The sequence below is a fragment of the Enterobacter cloacae complex sp. FDA-CDC-AR_0132 genome (assembly GCF_003010695.1).
GTDB classification, from domain to species: domain Bacteria; phylum Pseudomonadota; class Gammaproteobacteria; order Enterobacterales; family Enterobacteriaceae; genus Enterobacter; species Enterobacter ludwigii.
This window is the reverse complement of record NZ_CP027618.1, coordinates 2,224,266-2,243,939: the sequence shown is the minus strand read 5'-3', so window position 1 is coordinate 2,243,939 and position 19,674 is coordinate 2,224,266. Positions and strand designations below refer to the sequence as shown.

Below are 19,674 nucleotides of genomic sequence, written 5' to 3'. Positions count from 1 at the left end.
GACCACCATGGAAAACAGATTCAAAGCGGCGCTCAGCGCCGGAAAACCGCAAATCGGCCTCTGGCTGGGGCTGACCAGCAGTTACAGCGCCGAGCTGCTGGCCGGTGCGGGTTTCGACTGGCTGCTGATCGACGCAGAGCACGCGCCCAATAACGTGCAAACCGTCCTGACCCAGCTGCAGGCGATCGCGCCTTACGCCAGCCAGCCGGTGGTACGCCCGTCGTGGAACGACCCGGTCCAGATCAAACAGCTGCTGGACGTCGGGGCGCAAACCCTGCTGGTGCCGATGGTACAAAACGCCGATGAAGCCCGGCTGGCGGTGCACGCCACGCGTTATCCACCGACGGGGATCCGCGGCGTGGGCAGCGCGCTGGCTCGTGCCTCGCGCTGGAACCGCACGCCTGATTACCTGCAGCGCGCTAACGATGCCATGTGCGTGCTGGTGCAGATTGAAACGCGCGAGGCGCTGAAAAATCTGCCGCACATCCTCGATGTGGAAGGCGTGGACGGGGTGTTTATTGGCCCGGCGGATCTGAGCGCCGACATGGGCTTTGCCGGAAATCCGCAGCACCCGGAAGTCCAGGCCGCCATCGAGAAGGCCATTTCGCAGATCCGTGCGGCAGGCAAAGCGCCCGGCATCCTGATGGCTAACGAGCCGCTGGCAAAACGCTACCTCGAGCTTGGCGCGCTGTTTGTCGCCGTCGGGGTCGACACCACCCTGCTTGCACGCAGCGCCGAGGCGCTGGCGGCACGTTTTATCGATATCCCGGTTACGTCAGTAAATAACAATAAATCCGTCTACTAAACGTACGATGTGGAGCGCAACATGACGACCTCTACCCTGCAAACCCATGATAATAAAGCTGTAGAACACCGCGTTATTCAGAAGCTGTTTCGTCGTTTGATCGTGTTTCTCTTTATCCTGTTTGTCTTCTCGTTTCTTGACCGCATTAACATCGGCTTTGCCGGGCTGACGATGGGCAAAGATCTGGGCCTCACCTCGACCATGTTTGGCCTGGCCGCCACCCTGTTTTACGTCACCTACGTGATATGTGGGATCCCCAGCAACATCATGCTGGCGAAGGTCGGCGCCCGGCGCTGGATCGCCGGGATCATGGTGGTGTGGGGCATCGCTTCCACCTGCACCATGTTCGCCACCAGCCCGCACACGCTCTATGTGCTGCGCATGCTGGTGGGCATTGCCGAGGCCGGATTCCTGCCGGGGATCCTCGTCTATCTCACCTGGTGGTTCCCTGCTTACCACCGCGCCCGCGCCAATGCGTTGTTTATGATCGCCATGCCGGTGACCATGATGCTCGGCTCGATCCTCTCCGGTTATATTCTGGCCATGGACGGGCTGTGGGACCTGAAAGGCTGGCAATGGCTGTTCCTGCTGGAGGGGCTACCGTCCGTGGTGCTCGGCGTTGTGACGTGGTTCTACCTGAACGACACGCCGGATCAGGCCAGTTGGCTGGATGACGACGAAAAGCAGGCGCTTAAAACAATGATCGCCCGCGAGCAGGAGTCGGCCATCGCCCGCCCCGTCACTCCGCGTTCGACGCTGCGCGAAGTGTTTACCCCGGCCGTGCTGCTCTATACCCTGGCCTATTTCTGCCTCACGAACACCCTGAGCGCGATAAATATCTGGACGCCGCAGATCCTGCAGAGCTTCAACACCGGCAGCAGCAACATTGTGATTGGCCTGCTGGCGGCGATCCCGCAGTTTTGCACCATCCTCGGGATGATCTGGTGGAGCCGCCGCTCCGACAGGCTGAAAGAGCGAAAAAAGCACACCATTCTGCCGTACCTCTTTGCGGCGGCAGGATGGTTACTGGCCTCGGCGACCCACCACAGCCTGATCCAGCTGCTTGGCATCATCATGGCCTCAACCGGATCGTTTACCGCCATGGCGATCTTCTGGACCACGCCGGATCGGGTTATTAGCCTGCAGTCGCGGGCGGTCGCACTGGCGGTGATCAATGCCATCGGTAACGTCGGATCCGCCGTCAGCCCGCTGTTGATCGGCATTCTGCGTGACAGCACCGGCAGCTTCAGCTCCGGGTTGTGGTTTGTTGCCGGCTTGCTGGTGGTCGGCGCGCTGGTGCTGACACGTATCCCGATGACGCAGCGGGAGAGCCTTGAGCACGAGCCAGGTATGGCGGCGCAGAAAATCCCGTAAGGAGCGGCTATGTGCCAGAACCCGATCGCGAATATCGACATCAGCAAAGAGTACGACGAAAGTCTGGGAACGGATGATGTTCACTATCAGTCGTTCGCCCGCATGGCGGCCTTTTTTGGCCGCGACATGCAGGCTCACCGTCACGACCAGTATTTTCAGATGCACTTTCTGGATACCGGACAGATCGAACTGCAGCTCGACGATCACCGCTACTCGGTGCAGGCTCCGCTATTTGTGCTCACGCCCCCGTCGGTGCCGCACGCGTTTATTACCGAATCCGACAGCGACGGGCACGTTCTGACGGTGCGCGAGGATCTGATCTGGCCGCTGCTGGAAGTGCTCTACCCCGGCACGCGGGAAGCCTTTGGCCTGCCGGGGATCTGCCTGTCGCTGGCCGATAAGCCGGACGAACTGGCGGCGCTGAAGCACTACTGGCCGCTGATTGCCCGGGAATCGACGGAACAACTGCCCGGGCGCGAACACACGCTGGTTCTGCTAGCCCAGGCGGTGTTCACCCTGCTGCTGCGCAACGCGAAGCTCGACGATCACGCCGCCAGCGGCATGCGCGGCGAGCTGAAACTGTTCCAGCGCTTTACCCAGTTGATTGACGTCCATTTTCATGAGCACTGGACGGTACCGGAATATGCCAGCGAACTGCACCTGACCGAATCGCGTCTGACCGATATCTGCCGGCGCTTCGCCAACCGCCCGCCGAAGCGGCTGATTTTTGACCGTCAGCTGCGTGAAGCGAGGCGGATGCTGCTCTTCTCCGACAGCGCGGTCAGCGAAATCGCCTGGCAGCTGGGATTTAAAGACCCGGCCTATTTTGCCCGGTTTTTTAATCGGTTAGTGGGGTGTTCGCCGAGCGCGTATCGGGCACAAAAAGTACCGGTGTCGTCTGTTACCCCACCCCAGCCCTGACCCTCTCCCGGGTTCAGGGTGAGGGAAATCACACTCTGCGATCATATGCGAAAAGTACCAGCCGTTGTCCCAATCGTCCCTTCACGTTCACCCCCGCTCAGGCTTCAATTAAACAACAAAAACAAAACATAAATTTAACATCACTATTCCGATACGAGGTCCCTATGAAGCCTGAAGATTTCCGCGCTGATGCCAAACGTCCGTTAACCGGTGAAGAGTATTTAAAAAGCCTGCAGGATGGCCGTGAGATTTATATCTACGGCGAGCGCGTCAAAGACGTGACCACTCATCCGGCGTTTCGCAATGCGGCAGCCTCCATCGCGCAGATGTACGATGCGCTGCACAAGCCTGACATGCAGGACACGCTGTGCTGGGGCACCGATACCGGCAGCGGCGGCTACACCCATAAGTTTTTCCGCGTGGCGAAAAGCGCCGACGACCTGCGTCAACAGCGTGACGCCATCGCCGAGTGGTCGCGCCTGAGCTACGGCTGGATGGGCCGCACCCCGGACTACAAGGCGGCGTTTGGCTGCGCGCTCGGTGCCAATCCGGCGTTCTACGGCCAGTTCGAACAGAACGCCCGTAACTGGTACACCCGTATTCAGGAAACCGGGCTTTACTTCAACCACGCCATCGTTAACCCCCCCATCGACCGTCACAAACCGGCGGACGAAGTAAAAGACGTCTACATCAAGCTGGAAAAAGAGACCGACGCCGGGATCATCGTTAGCGGCGCAAAAGTGGTGGCAACCAACTCGGCGCTGACTCACTACAACATGATCGGTTTTGGCTCCGCGCAGGTCATGGGCGAAAACCCGGACTTCGCGCTGATGTTCGTTGCGCCAATGGACGCCGAAGGCGTGAAGCTGATCTCTCGCGCCTCTTACGAAATGGTGGCAGGTGCGACCGGCTCTCCATACGACTACCCGCTCTCCAGCCGTTTCGACGAAAACGACGCGATCCTGGTGATGGATCATGTGTTGATCCCCTGGGAAAACGTGCTGATCTACCGCGATTTCGATCGCTGCCGTCGCTGGACCATGGAAGGCGGTTTTGCCCGCATGTACCCGCTGCAGGCCTGCGTACGTCTGGCGGTGAAGCTCGATTTCATTACCGCGCTGCTGAAGAAATCGCTGGAGTGTACCGGCACCCTGGAGTTCCGCGGCGTGCAGGCGGATCTCGGGGAAGTGGTGGCCTGGCGCAACATGTTCTGGGCGCTGAGCGACTCCATGTGTTCTGAAGCCACACCGTGGGTGAATGGTGCGTACCTGCCGGATCACGCGGCACTGCAGACCTACCGCGTCATGGCCCCGATGGCCTATGCGAAGATCAAGAACATCATCGAGCGTAACGTCACCAGCGGCCTGATCTATCTGCCGTCCAGCGCGCGAGACCTGAACAATCCGCAGATCGACCAGTATCTGGCGAAATACGTGCGCGGCTCCAACGGCATGGATCACGTGGAACGCATTAAGATTTTGAAACTGATGTGGGATGCCATCGGCAGCGAGTTTGGTGGTCGTCACGAGCTGTATGAGATCAACTACTCCGGCAGCCAGGACGAAATCCGTCTGCAGTGTCTGCGTCAGGCACAGAGCTCTGGCAACATGGACAAAATGATGGCAATGGTCGACCGCTGCATGTCCGAGTACGACCAGCATGGCTGGACGGTGCCGCACCTGCACAATAATTCCGATATCAACATGCTGGATAAGCTGCTGAAATAACGCAGCGGGAGGTTTTAATGCATACAGAACAACGCCTGCGTTTTCGCGATGCGATGGCCAGCCTGTCGGCGGCGGTTAACGTTGTCACCACCGAGGGCGATGCAGGACGCTGCGGTATCACCGCCACCGCCGTCTGTTCAGTCACGGACACCCCGCCATCGCTGATGGTCTGCATCAATGCCAACAGCGCCATTAACCCGGTTTTCCAGGGTAACGGTAAGCTGTGCGTCAACGTGCTGAACCATGAGCAGGAGATCATGGCCCGCCACTTCGCCGGGATGACCGGCATGGCAATGGACGATCGCTTTGCCCTCTCCTGCTGGCAGAAAGGTCCGCAGGGGCAACCGGTGCTGAAGGGCGCGCTGGCAAGCCTTGAAGGCGAGATTAGCCAGGTGCAAACCATCGGCACCCATCTGGTTTATCTCGTTGAAATTAAAAACATCATTCTGAGCGAAGCGGGACACGGCCTGATCTATTTTAAACGCCGTTTCCACCCCGTCATGATGGAGGCTGAAGCCGCAGTGTGACCCCCTCCTGCGCTGGCCGTTTCCCGGCCAGCGCCAATTTCCACAAAAATTCCTAAGGTTTCCGCTTAATCACGCCGTTATATAGCCATAAGAGAAATTTTCTGTGTCTGAATACTGACAATACATGTCAGTGCGACCCGCATCATTCAGCGCATACCCTAATATACAGGAAGACCTTATGGCTAAATCGACGCGGAGCCGCTCGGCTGAACGTCTGGTCGATATTCTGGTTGAGTTACATTTAAATGGTGTGGTAAACCGCAGTGCGCTCATGGAAAAATTTAAAATTACCGAGCGCACCGTCTACCGGGATTTAAATGCGCTTTCACCTATTGTGGAACATACTGGTAACGGGCTGTATCGTCTGATCCACTCCGCACAATCTCCCGGTGGACAAGGATTACATCACACGATTGCTAACTTCCTGAATGCCGATAGCTTTTTCCCGGAAAGAAATACGGAATTCTGGCAGAAACTTGAAACACGCGTTGACGAAAATCATATTCTTATTCTTGGCAACGAAGCAGAGCACACGGTAGAACGTGATATTCGTCGCTATTTATCGAAAATCGAGAAATCGATTAAGAATCGTAATGTATGCCAGATCGTTTATAAGGGTAAAACCCGCCTGATTAATCCCTATAAACTCATTAACAATAAAAATATATGGTATTTACAAGCCACCGAGAATAGCCGGCTAAAATCCTTCTCGTTGAGTCAGATTAGCTGGTTTGATATTCAACAAAAAACCTTCACGCCGGAAGAAAATGCGCTCGGGCTGCTGGAAAAAAGCCGCGATCCGTGGGTGTCGGAAGACACTTTCGAAGTGAAAATATTCATTAAAGATACTATTTCACATTACTTTATGCGCCGCGACCTGCTGCCGGAACAGGAGCTTGTCGGTGAGCAGCACAACGGCGTCACGCTGCGCTGTCAGGCGGCACACGAGAACCAGATCCTGCCGCTGCTGTTCTACTGGCTGCCGAATATTCAAATTCTGGAGCCCAACTGGCTAAAAGAGAAGCTGCTTAAAACGCTGGAAAATTATCTGGCGGTAGAGCGCACAGCAGATAACCACGTGATCTCAATCACATAATTTCTCCCGGCGGCGGCGAGACGGAACCACTCGCCGCCCTCTTTGACCGCTCACCTGGTCCTTTCAACCGCTCATTCATTTACCTGTCTTTACACGCGCGTGGTTCTGGCACGATCGCTCCAGCATTAATCAATACCTCCTCATAACGAACCCTGACCCTTTTTCATTACATAAAAAACCAGGTCTTACTATGGATACGAAAAAACTACTGAAGCACGTGCCCTGGGCGTTACTCGGGATCCTCGGCGCTTTTTGTCTGGCGGTTGTCGCACTACGCCGGGGCGAACACGTAAGCGCCCTGTGGATCGTCGTTGCGTCTGTCTCCGTCTATCTTGTTGCTTATCGCTACTACAGCTTATACATCGCGCAGAAGGTCATGAAACTCGACCCGACGCGTGCCACTCCGGCGGTCATTAATAATGACGGCCTCAACTACGTGCCCACCAACCGCTACGTGTTGTTTGGTCACCACTTTGCCGCTATCGCCGGTGCGGGTCCGCTGGTCGGCCCGGTTCTGGCCGCGCAGATGGGCTACCTGCCTGGTACCCTGTGGCTGCTCGCGGGCGTAGTGCTGGCCGGGGCGGTGCAGGACTTTATGGTGCTGTTTATCTCTTCTCGCCGTAACGGCGCCTCTCTGGGTGAGATGGTCAAAGAGGAGATGGGCCGCGTGCCGGGGACCATCGCACTGTTCGGCTGCTTCCTGATTATGATCATCATCCTCGCGGTGCTGGCGTTAATCGTGGTGAAAGCGCTGGCCGAAAGTCCGTGGGGGGTCTTCACCGTCTGCTCTACCGTGCCGATTGCGCTGTTCATGGGTATCTACATGCGCTTTATCCGCCCGGGTCGCGTGGGTGAAGTGTCGGTGATTGGTATTGTGCTGCTGGTTGCATCCATCTACTTCGGTGGCGTGATTGCGCACGACCCGTACTGGGGCCCGGCGCTGACCTTCAAGGACACCACCATCACCTTCGCGCTGATTGGGTATGCGTTTGTCTCCGCTCTGCTGCCGGTCTGGCTGATCCTGGCACCGCGTGACTACCTGGCGACCTTCCTGAAAATCGGCGTTATCGTCGGTCTGGCGATCGGCATCCTGGTGATTAACCCGGATCTGAAAATGCCGGCAGTGACCCAGTACATCGACGGCACCGGTCCTCTGTGGAAAGGTGCGCTGTTCCCGTTCCTGTTTATCACCATTGCCTGCGGTGCGGTCTCTGGCTTCCACGCCCTGATTGCTTCCGGTACCACACCGAAGCTGCTGGCTAACGAAAAAGACGCGCGTCTGATTGGTTACGGCGCAATGCTGATGGAGTCTTTCGTGGCGATCATGGCGCTGGTTGCCGCGTCCATCATCGAACCGGGTCTCTACTTCGCGATGAACACCCCTCCGGCAGGCCTGGGCATTACCATGCCAAACCTGCATGAGATGGGCGGTGATAACGCGGCGCTGATCATGGCGCAGCTGAAAGATGCGAGCGCACATGCTGCCGCAACCGTCAGCTCCTGGGGCTTCGTGATTTCGCCTGAGCAGATCATGCAGACCGCGAAAGACATTGGCGAACCGTCAGTCCTGAACCGCGCCGGTGGCGCACCGACGCTGGCAGTGGGTATCGCACACGTGTTCCACAAAGTGCTGCCGTGGGCGGACATGGGCTTCTGGTACCACTTCGGTATTCTCTTTGAAGCGCTGTTCATCCTGACCGCGCTGGACGCCGGTACCCGTGCAGGACGCTTTATGCTGCAGGACCTGCTGGGTAACTTCGTGCCGTTCCTGAAGAAAACCGACTCTCTGGTGGCGGGTATTCTGGGAACCGCGGGCTGCGTGGGTCTGTGGGGCTACCTGCTGTATCAGGGCGTTGTCGACCCGCTGGGCGGCGTGAAGAGCCTGTGGCCGCTGTTCGGTATCTCTAACCAGATGCTGGCCGCTGTCGCCCTGGTTCTTGGCACCGTTGTACTGGTGAAGATGAAACGCACCAAATACATCTGGGTCACCGTGATCCCTGCGCTGTGGCTGCTGCTCTGCACCACCTGGGCGCTTGGTCTGAAACTGTTCAGCGCCAATCCGCAGCTGGAAGGCTTCTTCTTCATGGCTAACCAGTACAAAGAGAAAATTGCCGCAGGCGGCGCGGACCTCACTGCCCAGCAGATTGCCAACATGAACCACATCGTGGTGAACAACTACACCAACGCAGGTCTGAGCATTCTGTTCCTGGTGGTGGTGTACAGCATCATCTTCTACGGCATCAAAACCTGGCTGAACGTGCGTAACGCCGACGGTCGTACGGATAAAGAAACCCCGTATGTCCCGGTACCGGAAGGCGGCGTGAAGACCTCTTCACACCACTAATCCGCCCTCGCAACCCTCTCCCTCCGGGAGAGGGTTAGGGTGAAGGGAAACTACGCCCGGCAGCCCCTGCCGGGCTTTTTCTATCTGGAAGGCACAATGTTTGGTAACTTAGGCGAAGCGAAAAAATACCTCGGTCAGGCGGCGAAAATGCTGATTGGCATTCCGGACTATGACAACTACGTTGAGCATATGAAGACCAACCATCCGGATAAACCGTACATGACCTATACCGAATTCTTCCGCGAGCGTCAGGAAGCGCGCTACGGCGGGAGTGGAGAAGGCGGCGTACGCTGCTGCTAAAGGAGAGACCATGACCCCGATTGCCGTCACCCTGCTGACCGGTTTCCTTGGCGCCGGTAAAACCACCCTGCTGCGCCACATTCTGAACGCGCAGCACGGCTTCAAAATCGCCGTGATCGAAAACGAATTCGGCGAAGTCTCGGTCGACGATCAGCTGATTGGCGATCGCGCCACGCAGATCAAGACCCTGACTAACGGCTGCATCTGCTGCACCCGCTCGAATGAATTAGAAGATGCCCTGCTGGATCTGCTCGACAGCCGCGATCGCGGTGAAATCGATTTTGACCGCCTGGTGATTGAATGCACCGGTATGGCCGACCCCGGCCCGATTATTCAGACCTTTTTCGCCCATGAGATCCTCTGCCAGCGCTACCTGCTGGACGGCGTCATTGCGCTGGTCGATGCGGTTCATGCCGACGAACAGATGAACCAGTTCACTCTCGCCCAGTCGCAGGTGGGCTACGCCGATCGCATCCTGCTGACCAAAACCGACGTGGCGGGCGACAGCGAAAAACTGCGCGAGCGCCTGACGCGTATCAACTCGCGCGCGCCGATTTACATCGCGACGCACGGTGATATCGACCTCTCGCAGCTGTTCAACACCAACGGCTTTATGCTGGAAGAGCATGTCACCTCGACGCCGCGCTTCCACTTTATGGCAGATAAGCAAAACGACGTCTCGTCGATTGTGGTCGAGCTGGATTACCCGGTGGATATCAGCGACGTCTCCCGCGTCATGGAAAACCTGTTGCTCTCTTTTGCCGACAGGCTGTTGCGCTACAAAGGGATGCTGTGGATTGATGGCGAACCGAACCGCCTGCTGTTCCAGGGCGTACAGCGGCTGTACAGCGCGGACTGGGACAGACCATGGGGAGATGAAACGCCGCGAAGCGTCATGGTGTTTATTGGGCTACAGCTGCCGGAAGACGAGATCCGGACAGCGTTTGCAGCACTGCGCAAATAACCGTACGAACGCAGCCCTCTCCGCAGTTGAGGAGAGGGCTGTGAGATTATTTCAGCGCGTCGGGCAGCGTCACAATCCACAGTTCGCTTTCTGACGCCGGCTTCGCCAGCGGCTTCACGGCGAGGGTGGTCGCAACCGGTTTATCATCAATCGTGAGCACACCTTGCGAATTCACCCGATAATCCTTGAGCTTCTTGCCCTCGACCGGATTTTCCATCGCCACCTTCACGCCAAAGTCGTTATCGTTCGCGACCGCCAGCGTTTTGTTGTCAATCAGCGCTAACCCTTCGGCCTTTTCCTGCTGCCAGCCAAGCGCGCGCAAATCCACGACCTGGGTTTTAGCCGCCAGCGAAATGCCGCGCTGGGCCAGCGTCTTCTCGTCATCAAACTCCGGGTATTCGCCCGGCTTATCGAAGCGTGTCAGATCGCTCGCCTTGCTGAGGTCCACCTTGTAGATGAGGTTGCGCATGCCATCGTTTTTATCGCTGCCCTGCTCAATCAGCAGCAGCTGCTGGTTATCAAGCGCCACAATATCGCCGATTTTGGCGTCACTGTTTTTGCTGTAGGCCGCGCTGTCGATGGGATAACCGTACATCGCGGTTTTCCCGGTCGCCGGGTCGAAGCTCACCAGGCGGGTAAACAGCGCCTGTTTTTTGCTTTTGCCGTCGATATCCAGCGTGCTTTGCACCGCGGCAATGATACGCCCGTCCGGCATACGGGTCAGTCCTTCAAAGCCCCGGTTTGGTTGACGCCATTTAATAATATTCGGCAAGCCGCCCGCGATGGATTTCTCGCCTTCCGCCGCCTGCGGACCGTGAATCGCCAGGATCTTGCCTTTGCTGTCGACGTTAATCAGGAACGGACCGTACTCGTCGCACAGCCAGTAACCGCCTTTACCGTCCGGCGTGATACCTTCCGTATCCAGCCCGCGATTGTCGCCCTTCAGCACCTTTAACGTGTCACTGAACGCCACTTCATTGGTCGAGCCAATCACGCCGCTTTGCAGCGGCAGACCGTTGATCTCGCCTTTATCGTCATGCAGAGGGCGTGCATCGACGGCCTCCGCTTTGCCATTTTGTACGCGAATCGTCATCAGCAGCGGAGCGAAATCGGGCGTGACAAAGATTTTGGCTTCGTCTTTCCCCACTTTCGGCGAATCCGCATTCGGACCGCGATCGGTCACGGTCGCAAACGTCAGGGTATCGCCCTGTTTACCGGTAAACAGCAGGCCAGAGCCAATCCCGACCGGGAGCCCCTTCGGGAACGCACCGGCAAACGCGCCGCTGTAGCTCACGCGCGTGCCTTCGGGGAAGCTGACAACATAGTGTTCGGCCGTGGGCTGCGCCGCCAGGCCAGAGAAAGAGAGCGCACAACCGATAAGCACAGGAATAATTTTTCTTTTCATATTGTTAGTATCCAGAAAGTGAAGCCAACAACGTAAAGAACAAACGTGTCAGGAAAATGACACCGCAGAGATACGCGGGCAGGCAATTGCAGGAGCATGAACCGCCAGAAATGTAAAACTAAACCACAAAGTGTAAAATTTGAAATGTTTCTGGAAATTATTAGAAAGCCAATTAATTCATGTCAAACGGTTATCCTCTGTCTCGTTCAGTGTCTATTTAGTCAAAAAACTAAACCTGTCCTAAACGTCCAGGCAATACATATTGACCCGGCGATAACTAAACATGAAAGCAACATTTCAAAAGCCAGCCATTAACAAAAACAGCATAAAAACACGACCTTAATCACATTTGCAGTCATAAACATCGCTTGTTAAGGTGGCCTCAGATGAAATTAATGACGAGGCATAAAACATGAAAAAACTGAATGTTCTTCTTCTTTCTGCTCTGACCGTCCTGTCGGGTTCCGCGCTGGCTATGGGCGGCACGATTGAGCAAGGTAAAAACTTTACTAACCTTAATCTGGAAATGGGTAAATCCTCATCCGGCGTGTACCTTGAAAGCAACTGGCTCAAAAACACCGACGACGGCACGCAAACAGGTGGCGTTGGCGCCGGTTACAACCTGGAAGTGGGCCCGGTGATGCTGAATGCCGGTGCCAAAGCAATCTACCTTGGCCCGAAAAAAGGCGATAACGGCGTGGCATTCCCCATCGGTGGCGGTATTAACGTTGCGCTGACCGACAGCATCCACGTGTTTGGCGAAGGGTATGCCGCACCAGAAGGTCTGAACAACAGCGTGAAAAACTACGTGGAAGCCAACGGCGGTGTGAGCTGGACGCCAATCACGCCTGTGACGCTGAAAGTGGGTTATCGTCACGTAAGCGTTGACGGCAAAGACGGTCGCCCTGGCCACACGCTGATCGACGGCGCATATGTAGGCGGTGGAGTCACCTTCTGATGAAACACCGCATTACCGCGCTTTGCGTTCTGAGCATCACGCTTATGCTCACCGGTTGCGTCCAGTATAAATGGGTGAAACCGGGAGTCAGTGACGCTGAGATGAATAAAAAGCTCACGGAATGCGAAGCACAGGCCCTGATTGATCTGCCCCCGGACAATGTTGTGACCGGTTCGAGCTCGGAAAAAATGGACAAATCGAAAAAGAAAAAGGATATTTCCACGAGCTACACGGTTGAAGACGCGAATGAATATCGCCGGGATACCTTAGTCGACAGCTGCATGTTCAAAAGCGGCTGGGACAAGATTGAAGTGCAATAACCTCAAAAAAAACCTGCCGGATGGCAGGTTTTTTATTCGCGGAGTTACTTACGCACCACCACCAGCTTCTGGTTCACAAACTCTTTGATCCCCAGGTCCGACAGTTCGCGTCCGTAACCGGATCGCTTCACGCCGCCAAACGGCAGCTCTGGCGCGGTATCGGTGAGCCAGTTGATATACACCATGCCGGTCTCAATACGCGACGCCATTTTCTTCGCCCGCTCGATATCCTTGCTGAACACCGCGCCGCCCAGACCATAGTGGGAATCGTTCGCCAGTGCGACCGCTTCGTCATCATTTTTCACCACATAGATCTGCGCCACCGGGCCGAAGAACTCCTCAAAGTAGGCCGGGTTGTCGCGCGAGATATGCGTCAGGATCGTCGGCTCAAAGAAGCACCCGTCACGCTGCACCGGTTTGCCACCGTAATGCAGCGTCGCGCCGTTTTTCACCGCCTCGTTGACCTGTGTGGTCAACGTTTTCAGCGCATCCTGAGAGGACAGCGGCCCCAGGGTGGTGCTCTCGTCCAGCGGATCGCCAATCTTCACCTGCTTAAACGCCTCGGTGAATTTCGCGAGGAAGGCATCCGCAATCTTCTCATGCAGGATGAAACGCTTCGCCGCCGTACAGACCTGGCCGGCGTTATTGAGTCGGGCATTCACGCCCGTCTTCACGGCCTTCTCCAGATCGGCATCATCCAGCACCACAAAGACGTCATTACCGCCCAGCTCCAGGGTCGATTTTTTGATGTGCTTCGCCGCCTGCGCCGCGACCACGCTACCCGCTTTTTCGGAACCGGTCAGCGCGGCACCCTGTACACGATCGTCGGCGATGATGTTCGCCACCTGATCCGACGAAATAAACAGGTTGGTCCACGCCCCTTCCGGTGCACCGGCCTCGCGCACCAGATGTGCAAACGTCTCTGCACAGTGCGGCACGATGCTGGCGTGTTTGGCGATCACCGGGTTACCGGCCGCCAGGTTCGGGGCGAGGACACGCATCAGCTGGTAATAAGGGAAGTTCCACGGCTCAACGGCCATCAGCACGCCAATAGGGTGGTGCTCGACCCACGCTTCCCCGAGTTCGGAGTCGTACTTCACCGGGGCGAGGAACCGTTGGGCATTATCCGCGTAGTAGCGGGCGATTTGCGCGCACAGTTTCACTTCACCGCGGCTCTGCTCAATGAGCTTACCCATCTCCTTGCTGGCAATTCTGGCCAGATCCTCCGTACGTTCGTCGATGAGGTCCGCAAGTTTACGCAGTACCGGCAGGCGCTGGTTAATGTCGCCTTTTGCCCACTCCGAATGGTAAAGCGCATCGGCCGCCTTCAGCGCCGCTTCAACATCCGCGTCGGTATGGGAGGGATATTCTTTGATGAGCTGGTTTGTGGCAGGATTTACTGTCTGGTAAGCCATGTCGAATCTCCTTGTTTTACCGCTTAGGGTATTAAGGGTAGACAATATGACTGGCGATGGACGTAAAGTTGGGTATATCCGGAAGGTTCTTAGCGTGGTACTGCAACATGTCGCGCGGGCATGGTATAAAAAACGTTCCTGACAGGAGTCCCCCATGACCGAGACCCGACACATCCGCCAGACCTTTCATCGCGCCTGCGGCCACGAGCTGCGCAGCACGTGGCAGAGCACCCAGGCGTATAAACGTCATTGTCATCCACAGCTCTCCATTGGCGCAATCATGGAAGGCCAGACGTGCTGCACAGTCCATGACAGGGAGTATATCCTGACCCCTGGCGACATCATCGTCATCCCGGCACATGCTCCCCACAGCTGCAACCCGGTGGCGGGGCAGCCACGCAGCTACCATATGCTGTATATCGACACTGACCTTTCGCTGGCACTGCAGGTCATTCGCGACCAAGCGCTGTTTAATCATTATCTTGACGTGGTTGAGAACATGACCGCGGCCTCCCTGAACGCACTGCTTTGCGCCCTTCCCCCCTCTACAGGCCGTACAGATAAGCCCCATTCATTGAGTCAGCAGGTGCAAGAGGCGTTTCTGTCGAACCTCACCGCTCCGCCTTCCCTTGACGACCTTGCCCGGCGGTTTTCACTGCGCAAAGAGACGTTAATCCGCACCTTTAAACAGGACACCGGCCTGACGCCAGGACGCTTTCTCAACATCTCTCGCGTGGAATACGCCAAAGCGCGACTGCGTGCGGGAGATGATCTCGCCGATGTCGGTTACCAGAGCGGGTTTGCCGACCAGAGCCATTTCCATAAAACCTTCGTCAGCTACACGGCCGCCACGCCTCGCCAGTACGCGACGGGCCGATCAATATCAGACAATAATCAGGATACGTAACGCCGTAAGGTGATCTCCGTTTTTGCTCTGGAGGTCACGATGGAACTGTTCTTCCCTTCCGCTTTTCTCGCCCTGGCGCTGGCGCATTTTGTAGCCCTGTTAAGCCCCGGTCCGGATTTCTTTTTGCTGGTCGGTTACGCCGCGCGTTACCGGCTGCGCGGCAGTGCCGGGTTGTGCCTCGGTATCGCCGCGGGTAACGCGCTCTATATTGTGCTGGTGATTATCGGCTGGAGCGCCCTGCGCACGTTTTCGTGGCTGTTTACCCTTATCGAATTATCCGGCGCGCTCTACCTGCTCTGGATTGGATCGCGGCTGGCGCGCAGCCGCCCGCAGACGCTCGCGCTCAATGAGACTCATCAGCGGTGCCCCTCATTGCGTAAGCAAATCCTGCTGGGGCTCGGTTCGGCACTGTTAAACCCGAAGAATGCGCTTTTTTATCTGGCGCTCATGACGGCGCTGTTAGGGCCGGATGTCACGCTGCTTCAGCAGTCAACCTGCGGTGTCTGGATGGTAATGGTGGTGCTGGTCTGGGATTTAGCGCTGGTGTCGCTGATGGGCTTGCCCGTGGTTCAGCGGACGCTCAGCCGTTCACTCTGGCTGATTGAGCGAACCGCTGGCGTAGTGCTGATGGCGTTTGGTGGGTGGGTCGTGTGGCGTTTTTTGCATTTTCTTCCCGCCTCCCTCTATTCTTAAGCCATGGAAAAAATAGCTGAACTTAAACGCGCCAAGCTGCTGGCGCTGTCGCTGCTGCTGATTGCCGCCGCGGCGTTTATCACCACCCTGTTCCTGCCGCAAACCTTCTGGGTGCGCGGCGTAAAGGCCATTGCCGAGGCGGCGATGGTCGGCGCACTGGCGGACTGGTTTGCCGTCGTCGCGCTGTTTCGCCGGGTGCCTATCCCGTTTATCTCACGCCATACGGCGATCATTCCGCGCAACAAAGACCGCATTGGCGACAATCTGGGTCAGTTCGTGCAGGAAAAGTTTCTCGATACCCAGTCGCTGGTGGCATTGATCCGCCGCTATGAACCGGCACAGATGATTGGCACCTGGTTCAGCCAGCCCGACAACGCCCGGCGCGTCGGGCTGCATCTGATTCAGGTAATGAGCGGTTTTCTTGAACTGACCGACGACGGACGCATTCAGCGGCTGCTCAAACGGGCGGTGCACAAGGCCATCGACAAGGTCGACTTCACCGAAACCAGCGCGGTGATGCTGGAGAGCATGACCCGGAACAATCGCCATCAGGTGCTGCTGGACGCCATCATTAACCGCCTGATCGCACTTATCCAGCGTGACAGCACGCGGGACTTTATCGCCGACCAGATTGTGCACTGGCTGAAGACCGAGCATCCGCGCAAGGCCATGGTGCTGCCTACCGAGTGGCTCGGCGATCAGAGTGCGGAGATGGTGTCGAATGCGGTGAATACGCTGCTGGATGACATCAGCCACGACCGCACGCACCAGATCCGCCAGGCGTTTGACCGCGCCACGCTGAAGTTTATCGACAACCTGAAAAACGATCCGGAAATGGCCGCCAAAGCCGATAACATCAAGCACTACCTGAAGAACGACGAGGCGTTTAACCGTTATCTGGGCGAGATGTGGGCCGACCTGCGTCAGTGGCTGAAAGCGGATATGCAAAGCGAGGACTCGCGCGTCAGGCAGCGCATCGCCAACGCCGGACTGTGGTTTGGCGAAACGCTGTCGAACGATGCCAGCCTGCAGGCATCGCTGAACGAGCATCTGGAGCAGGCGGCGCACCGCGTGGCGCCGGATTTTGCCGCGTTCCTCACACGGCATATCAGCGACACGGTCAAGAGCTGGGATGCCAAAGATATGTCGCGCCAGATTGAGCTTAATATCGGCAAAGACCTGCAGTTCATCCGTGTGAACGGCACGCTGGTGGGGGGGACGATTGGCCTGATCCTGTTTTTACTCTCGCAATTGCCTGCCGTGCTCGCGCATTAATTCGCCTCAGGCGGCGCGATCACATAGCGCGTAGGGGCAAAGCGATTGAGGATCAAATGCACCAGGAAGACCATTGTCAGGGTCGCCACCAGCGCAAAGGTCACCGAGGTAATGCGATAGAGATCGCTGAACACCAGGTCGCTGTCCGGGTGCATGTTCTGCCCGAACATAATGCCGATGGTGGTGATGCTGGAAAACCCGACCCCGGCGCCGACCTTCTCCATCACGTGCAGCCGCGCGCCAAATGCCAGCCCAAGGCCGATAAGCGGCATCATCAGCAGCATATGGCTGCTGTGATCGTAAAGGATAAGCTGGACGACCAGAATGTAGAGGCAGCCCAGCACCACGCCGACCACGCGCCAGAGGGAACTCATCACCGCGCCGCGATAATGCATGGGAAACAGAATCAATACCCCGGCCATCAGCGCGGAAAGTGAGTCGCTCAGGTCGCTTACCTGGAAGATGACGAAAATCAGGGTGGCAACGGTCCCGGAAAGCAGCGACTCGTGGCGCACACGGGCGTCATCTTTTTCAATCAGCGGCGGCGGCTTGCGCGGCTCCACGTCCGGCAGCAGGTAATTCATCAGCGCGCTCAGGCACACCGCCATAACGCTCGCTTCGATATTGGAAAACAGCAACGTATGCCAGTCGGTGGTGGGATAGCTCATAAAGTTGAGCATCACGCTCTGGCAGACCACGCCCATCGAACCAAACAGAAACAGCGGTCCCTTACTCATAAAGCGAAAACGCATGACGTACAGGGCGAACACGACTAACGTCATGATCACCGGCCATTGCGACAGATAGCCGATGATAATCACCATTTCAACGCAGTTAAGTGAGGCGCTAAAGATAAATTGCTTCGCCACGTGGCGGTTAAAGACCGGTACCAGCGACAGCAGCATGATGGGGTAGACCACGAAAAACACGCCGTAGTGAGTGTTGTAAAAACTCGAAATGCTCAGCGCAATCATGCCGGCAAAGACGATGCGCAGGGTCTGGCGAAAGTCGTTTGCCGTATAGACGATGTTGCCGTGCGGGGTAAACACCCGCGCCAGAGTGTTAATAGACATAGTGCAGCAGGCTCACCAGGTGGATCTGCATCCCGGAGAAGAAGCGCGCAAACGGCCCTTCGCTGTTATAGAGCTGCACGGTGGCACGCGCACCGGTCGGAAGCTGCTTCGGCAGCGCCTCGTCCAGCGCCACGTGGATTCGCATACGCTGGGCATCACGAACCCACCGGTTGGAGGTTTCTGGCTCGGACAGCTCGCCGTTCACCGCTTCCTGTCCGGCGAGGATCCCCGCATCGCTGCTGGTCACATGCGCACGGAAGACGTGTCCCGGGAAGGCGTCAAACACCACGGCGGCATCGGTTCCCTGATGGGTATGACGCAGGCTCTTCTCGCGGAAGTCGGCCACGATATCGGCCTGATTATTCACCAGCGCCAGCGCGGCCGAGCCGGAGGAGGCGTAATAGCCCGGGCTAAGCTGCAGGTTACTGACCGTGCCGTCCGCCTGGGCGTAAACCTTCGTCCAGCCAAGATTCAGTTCCGCTTCATCCAGCGCGTTGCGGTATTTTTGCAGGGTGACGTTGCGGTGTTCTTCCCGCTCACCGCGCTGAATGCGCAGGTTACGGATGTTCGCCTGCAGCGAACTGACGGACTGCTCGCTGCTCTGCCAGGTGGTCCGGACTTTATCCAGATCCGCCTGCGACACGTTCTGCAGCGTGCTGAGTTTCTGATAACGATCGTAGGTCACCTTGTCGTTACGCGCGGTCAGCACGGCGGTTTTCAGGCTGGCCTGTGCGGCCGCGATCTGCGCATCCAGTTGTTCGTTAGAGAGACGCGCCTGCTCCAGCGCGATTTGCGCTGCTTCCACTTTATTGCGAAACGGCGTCTCATCCAGTTCAAACAGCAGGTCGCCTCGCTTCACCTGGCTGTTGTTGTGTACATGGACAGCCGCCACGTAGCCGGAGACGCGCGGAGAAACCGGTGTCACCACGCGCATGACGGTGGAGTCCGGCGTCAGCGGGATCCAGATGTCCGCGACGACAAAGTAGACAAACATCAGCAGGAAAGAGGCAATACTTACCCTTACCCAGCGGGCAAACTTTTGTTCAGGAGTCATTATTTTTCGGTCTTGTTATCTTCTTCGCGGATTTTCCGCAAATTGCAGGCGATCTGATTCAATGTGGCGCTGAAAATATCGAGATGCTCCAGCGCGATGTTTTGCGATACGCGCGCCTGAAATGTCTCGATCACCCGGGAGAGCGTCCTGAGTACGGCGTTCCCCTCCGGCGTCAGCGTGAGTAGCCGGATACGCTTGTCATAAGGCGATACGGTGCGTAACAGGTAACCCTGTTTTTCCAGCTGTGTCAGCGTGCGCATCAGCGGCGGCAGTTCAATACCCTGCACCTCCGCCAGTTCACTCACCGAGACGTTATCCCCAAGCTGTTGAAGCTGCATCATCACCGTCCAGCTCGACTGGGTTAACCCGGTCTCGAGAATGGCGTCGTCAATCACGGCGCGCCACTGACGCACGATCATGGCCATCCGCATCCCCATCGGTCTGCGGCTAAACAGTTCTTCTTCACGCATGGGATATCCTCTCGTAACACGCGGTCAAGATAATAGTTACCAGGGT

19 protein-coding genes are annotated in these 19,674 nt (G+C 57.0%); 14 read left to right on the top strand and 5 right to left on the bottom strand.

The window, feature by feature from the left end; all coding sequences use genetic code 11:
• Positions 1-7 precede the first annotated feature (7 nt).
• The 9 genes from hpaI (at position 8) to yjiA (ending at position 10,058) form a co-directional block, all read left to right on the top strand.
• Entirely contained in the window at positions 8-805 is a 798-nt protein-coding gene (hpaI, locus tag AM379_RS10865) for a 4-hydroxy-2-oxoheptanedioate aldolase (RefSeq protein WP_106503703.1), read from the top strand.
• A 21-nt stretch (positions 806-826) separates the two neighbouring features.
• A complete protein-coding gene (hpaX, locus tag AM379_RS10860; protein WP_050737531.1) occupies positions 827-2,179 on the top strand; it encodes a 4-hydroxyphenylacetate permease in 1,353 nt (450 codons plus the stop codon).
• 9 nt (positions 2,180-2,188) lie between these two features.
• Positions 2,189-3,100: a 4-hydroxyphenylacetate catabolism regulatory protein HpaA gene (gene hpaA, locus AM379_RS10855; protein ID WP_014168485.1), complete on the top strand. Its 912-nt coding sequence runs from the start codon at positions 2,189-2,191 to the stop codon at positions 3,098-3,100.
• Positions 3,101-3,264: 164 nt separating this feature from the next.
• On the top strand, positions 3,265-4,827 hold the full coding sequence (hpaB, locus tag AM379_RS10850; RefSeq protein ID WP_014168483.1) for a 4-hydroxyphenylacetate 3-monooxygenase, oxygenase component: 1,563 nt from the start codon (positions 3,265-3,267) through the stop codon (positions 4,825-4,827).
• A 17-nt stretch (positions 4,828-4,844) separates the two neighbouring features.
• Positions 4,845-5,354, top strand: a complete 510-nt coding sequence (locus AM379_RS10845) for a 4-hydroxyphenylacetate 3-monooxygenase reductase subunit (protein WP_106503702.1) — start codon at positions 4,845-4,847, stop codon at positions 5,352-5,354.
• A gap of 178 nt (positions 5,355-5,532) precedes the next feature.
• Positions 5,533-6,450 (top strand): helix-turn-helix transcriptional regulator, encoded by a 918-nt coding sequence (locus tag AM379_RS10840; RefSeq protein ID WP_047366576.1) that lies wholly within the window; start codon positions 5,533-5,535, stop codon positions 6,448-6,450.
• 190 nt (positions 6,451-6,640) lie between these two features.
• Positions 6,641-8,794: a carbon starvation CstA family protein gene (locus AM379_RS10835; protein WP_014168479.1), complete on the top strand. Its 2,154-nt coding sequence runs from the start codon at positions 6,641-6,643 to the stop codon at positions 8,792-8,794.
• Between the two features lie 96 nt (positions 8,795-8,890).
• Positions 8,891-9,094: a YbdD/YjiX family protein gene (locus AM379_RS10830; protein ID WP_003856610.1), complete on the top strand. Its 204-nt coding sequence runs from the start codon at positions 8,891-8,893 to the stop codon at positions 9,092-9,094.
• Positions 9,095-9,104: 10 nt separating this feature from the next.
• Entirely contained in the window at positions 9,105-10,058 is a 954-nt protein-coding gene (gene yjiA, locus AM379_RS10825) for a GTPase (RefSeq protein WP_020885316.1), read from the top strand.
• Between the two features lie 46 nt (positions 10,059-10,104).
• Here yjiA and AM379_RS10820 read toward each other — a convergent pair whose 3' ends face one another.
• Positions 10,105-11,463 (bottom strand): esterase-like activity of phytase family protein, encoded by a 1,359-nt coding sequence (locus AM379_RS10820; protein ID WP_158701852.1) that lies wholly within the window; start codon positions 11,461-11,463, stop codon positions 10,105-10,107.
• Between the two features lie 412 nt (positions 11,464-11,875).
• Here AM379_RS10820 and AM379_RS10815 point away from each other — a divergent pair, with 412 nt between their 5' ends.
• Together AM379_RS10815 and AM379_RS10810 are read left to right on the top strand one after the other, a co-directional pair.
• Positions 11,876-12,421: a YfaZ family outer membrane protein gene (locus AM379_RS10815; protein ID WP_014168475.1), complete on the top strand. Its 546-nt coding sequence runs from the start codon at positions 11,876-11,878 to the stop codon at positions 12,419-12,421.
• Entirely contained in the window at positions 12,421-12,741 is a 321-nt protein-coding gene (locus AM379_RS10810) for a hypothetical protein (protein WP_014168474.1), read from the top strand. Before AM379_RS10815 ends, AM379_RS10810 begins: the two co-directional genes overlap by 1 nt.
• 44 nt (positions 12,742-12,785) lie before the next feature.
• Here the strand turns inward: AM379_RS10810 and AM379_RS10805 are convergent, their stop codons facing one another.
• Positions 12,786-14,156 (bottom strand): NAD-dependent succinate-semialdehyde dehydrogenase, encoded by a 1,371-nt coding sequence (locus AM379_RS10805; RefSeq protein ID WP_041162414.1) that lies wholly within the window; start codon positions 14,154-14,156, stop codon positions 12,786-12,788.
• Positions 14,157-14,310: 154 nt separating this feature from the next.
• On the opposite strand from AM379_RS10805, the gene AM379_RS10800 reads away from it, so the two are divergent.
• From AM379_RS10800 to AM379_RS10790, 3 genes are read left to right on the top strand one after another with little or no spacing between them, the layout of a single operon-like run.
• Positions 14,311-15,063, top strand: a complete 753-nt coding sequence (locus AM379_RS10800) for an AraC family transcriptional regulator (RefSeq protein ID WP_106503700.1) — start codon at positions 14,311-14,313, stop codon at positions 15,061-15,063.
• 39 nt (positions 15,064-15,102) lie between these two features.
• The gene (locus AM379_RS10795; protein ID WP_020885321.1) at positions 15,103-15,756 is read left to right on the top strand and encodes a LysE family translocator; all 654 of its coding nucleotides are present in this window, start codon (positions 15,103-15,105) and stop codon (positions 15,754-15,756) included.
• A gap of 3 nt (positions 15,757-15,759) precedes the next feature.
• Positions 15,760-17,031: a DUF445 domain-containing protein gene (locus tag AM379_RS10790; protein WP_014168469.1), complete on the top strand. Its 1,272-nt coding sequence runs from the start codon at positions 15,760-15,762 to the stop codon at positions 17,029-17,031.
• Here the strand turns inward: AM379_RS10790 and AM379_RS10785 are convergent.
• Genes AM379_RS10785 through AM379_RS10775 form a run of 3 tightly spaced genes read right to left on the bottom strand, consistent with a single transcriptional unit; the run spans position 17,028 to position 19,628 of the window.
• Positions 17,028-18,104, bottom strand: a complete 1,077-nt coding sequence (locus AM379_RS10785) for a DUF2955 domain-containing protein (protein ID WP_040018548.1) — start codon at positions 18,102-18,104, stop codon at positions 17,028-17,030. The two genes, AM379_RS10790 and AM379_RS10785, sit on opposite strands and share 4 nt — an antisense overlap.
• Positions 18,094-19,161 (bottom strand): HlyD family secretion protein, encoded by a 1,068-nt coding sequence (locus tag AM379_RS10780; protein ID WP_106503699.1) that lies wholly within the window; start codon positions 19,159-19,161, stop codon positions 18,094-18,096. Before AM379_RS10780 ends, AM379_RS10785 begins: the two co-directional genes overlap by 11 nt.
• The gene (locus tag AM379_RS10775; protein WP_106503698.1) at positions 19,158-19,628 is read right to left on the bottom strand and encodes a MarR family winged helix-turn-helix transcriptional regulator; all 471 of its coding nucleotides are present in this window, start codon (positions 19,626-19,628) and stop codon (positions 19,158-19,160) included. The genes AM379_RS10780 and AM379_RS10775 overlap by 4 nt, the downstream gene beginning before the upstream one ends.
• Positions 19,629-19,674: the final 46 nt, after the last annotated feature.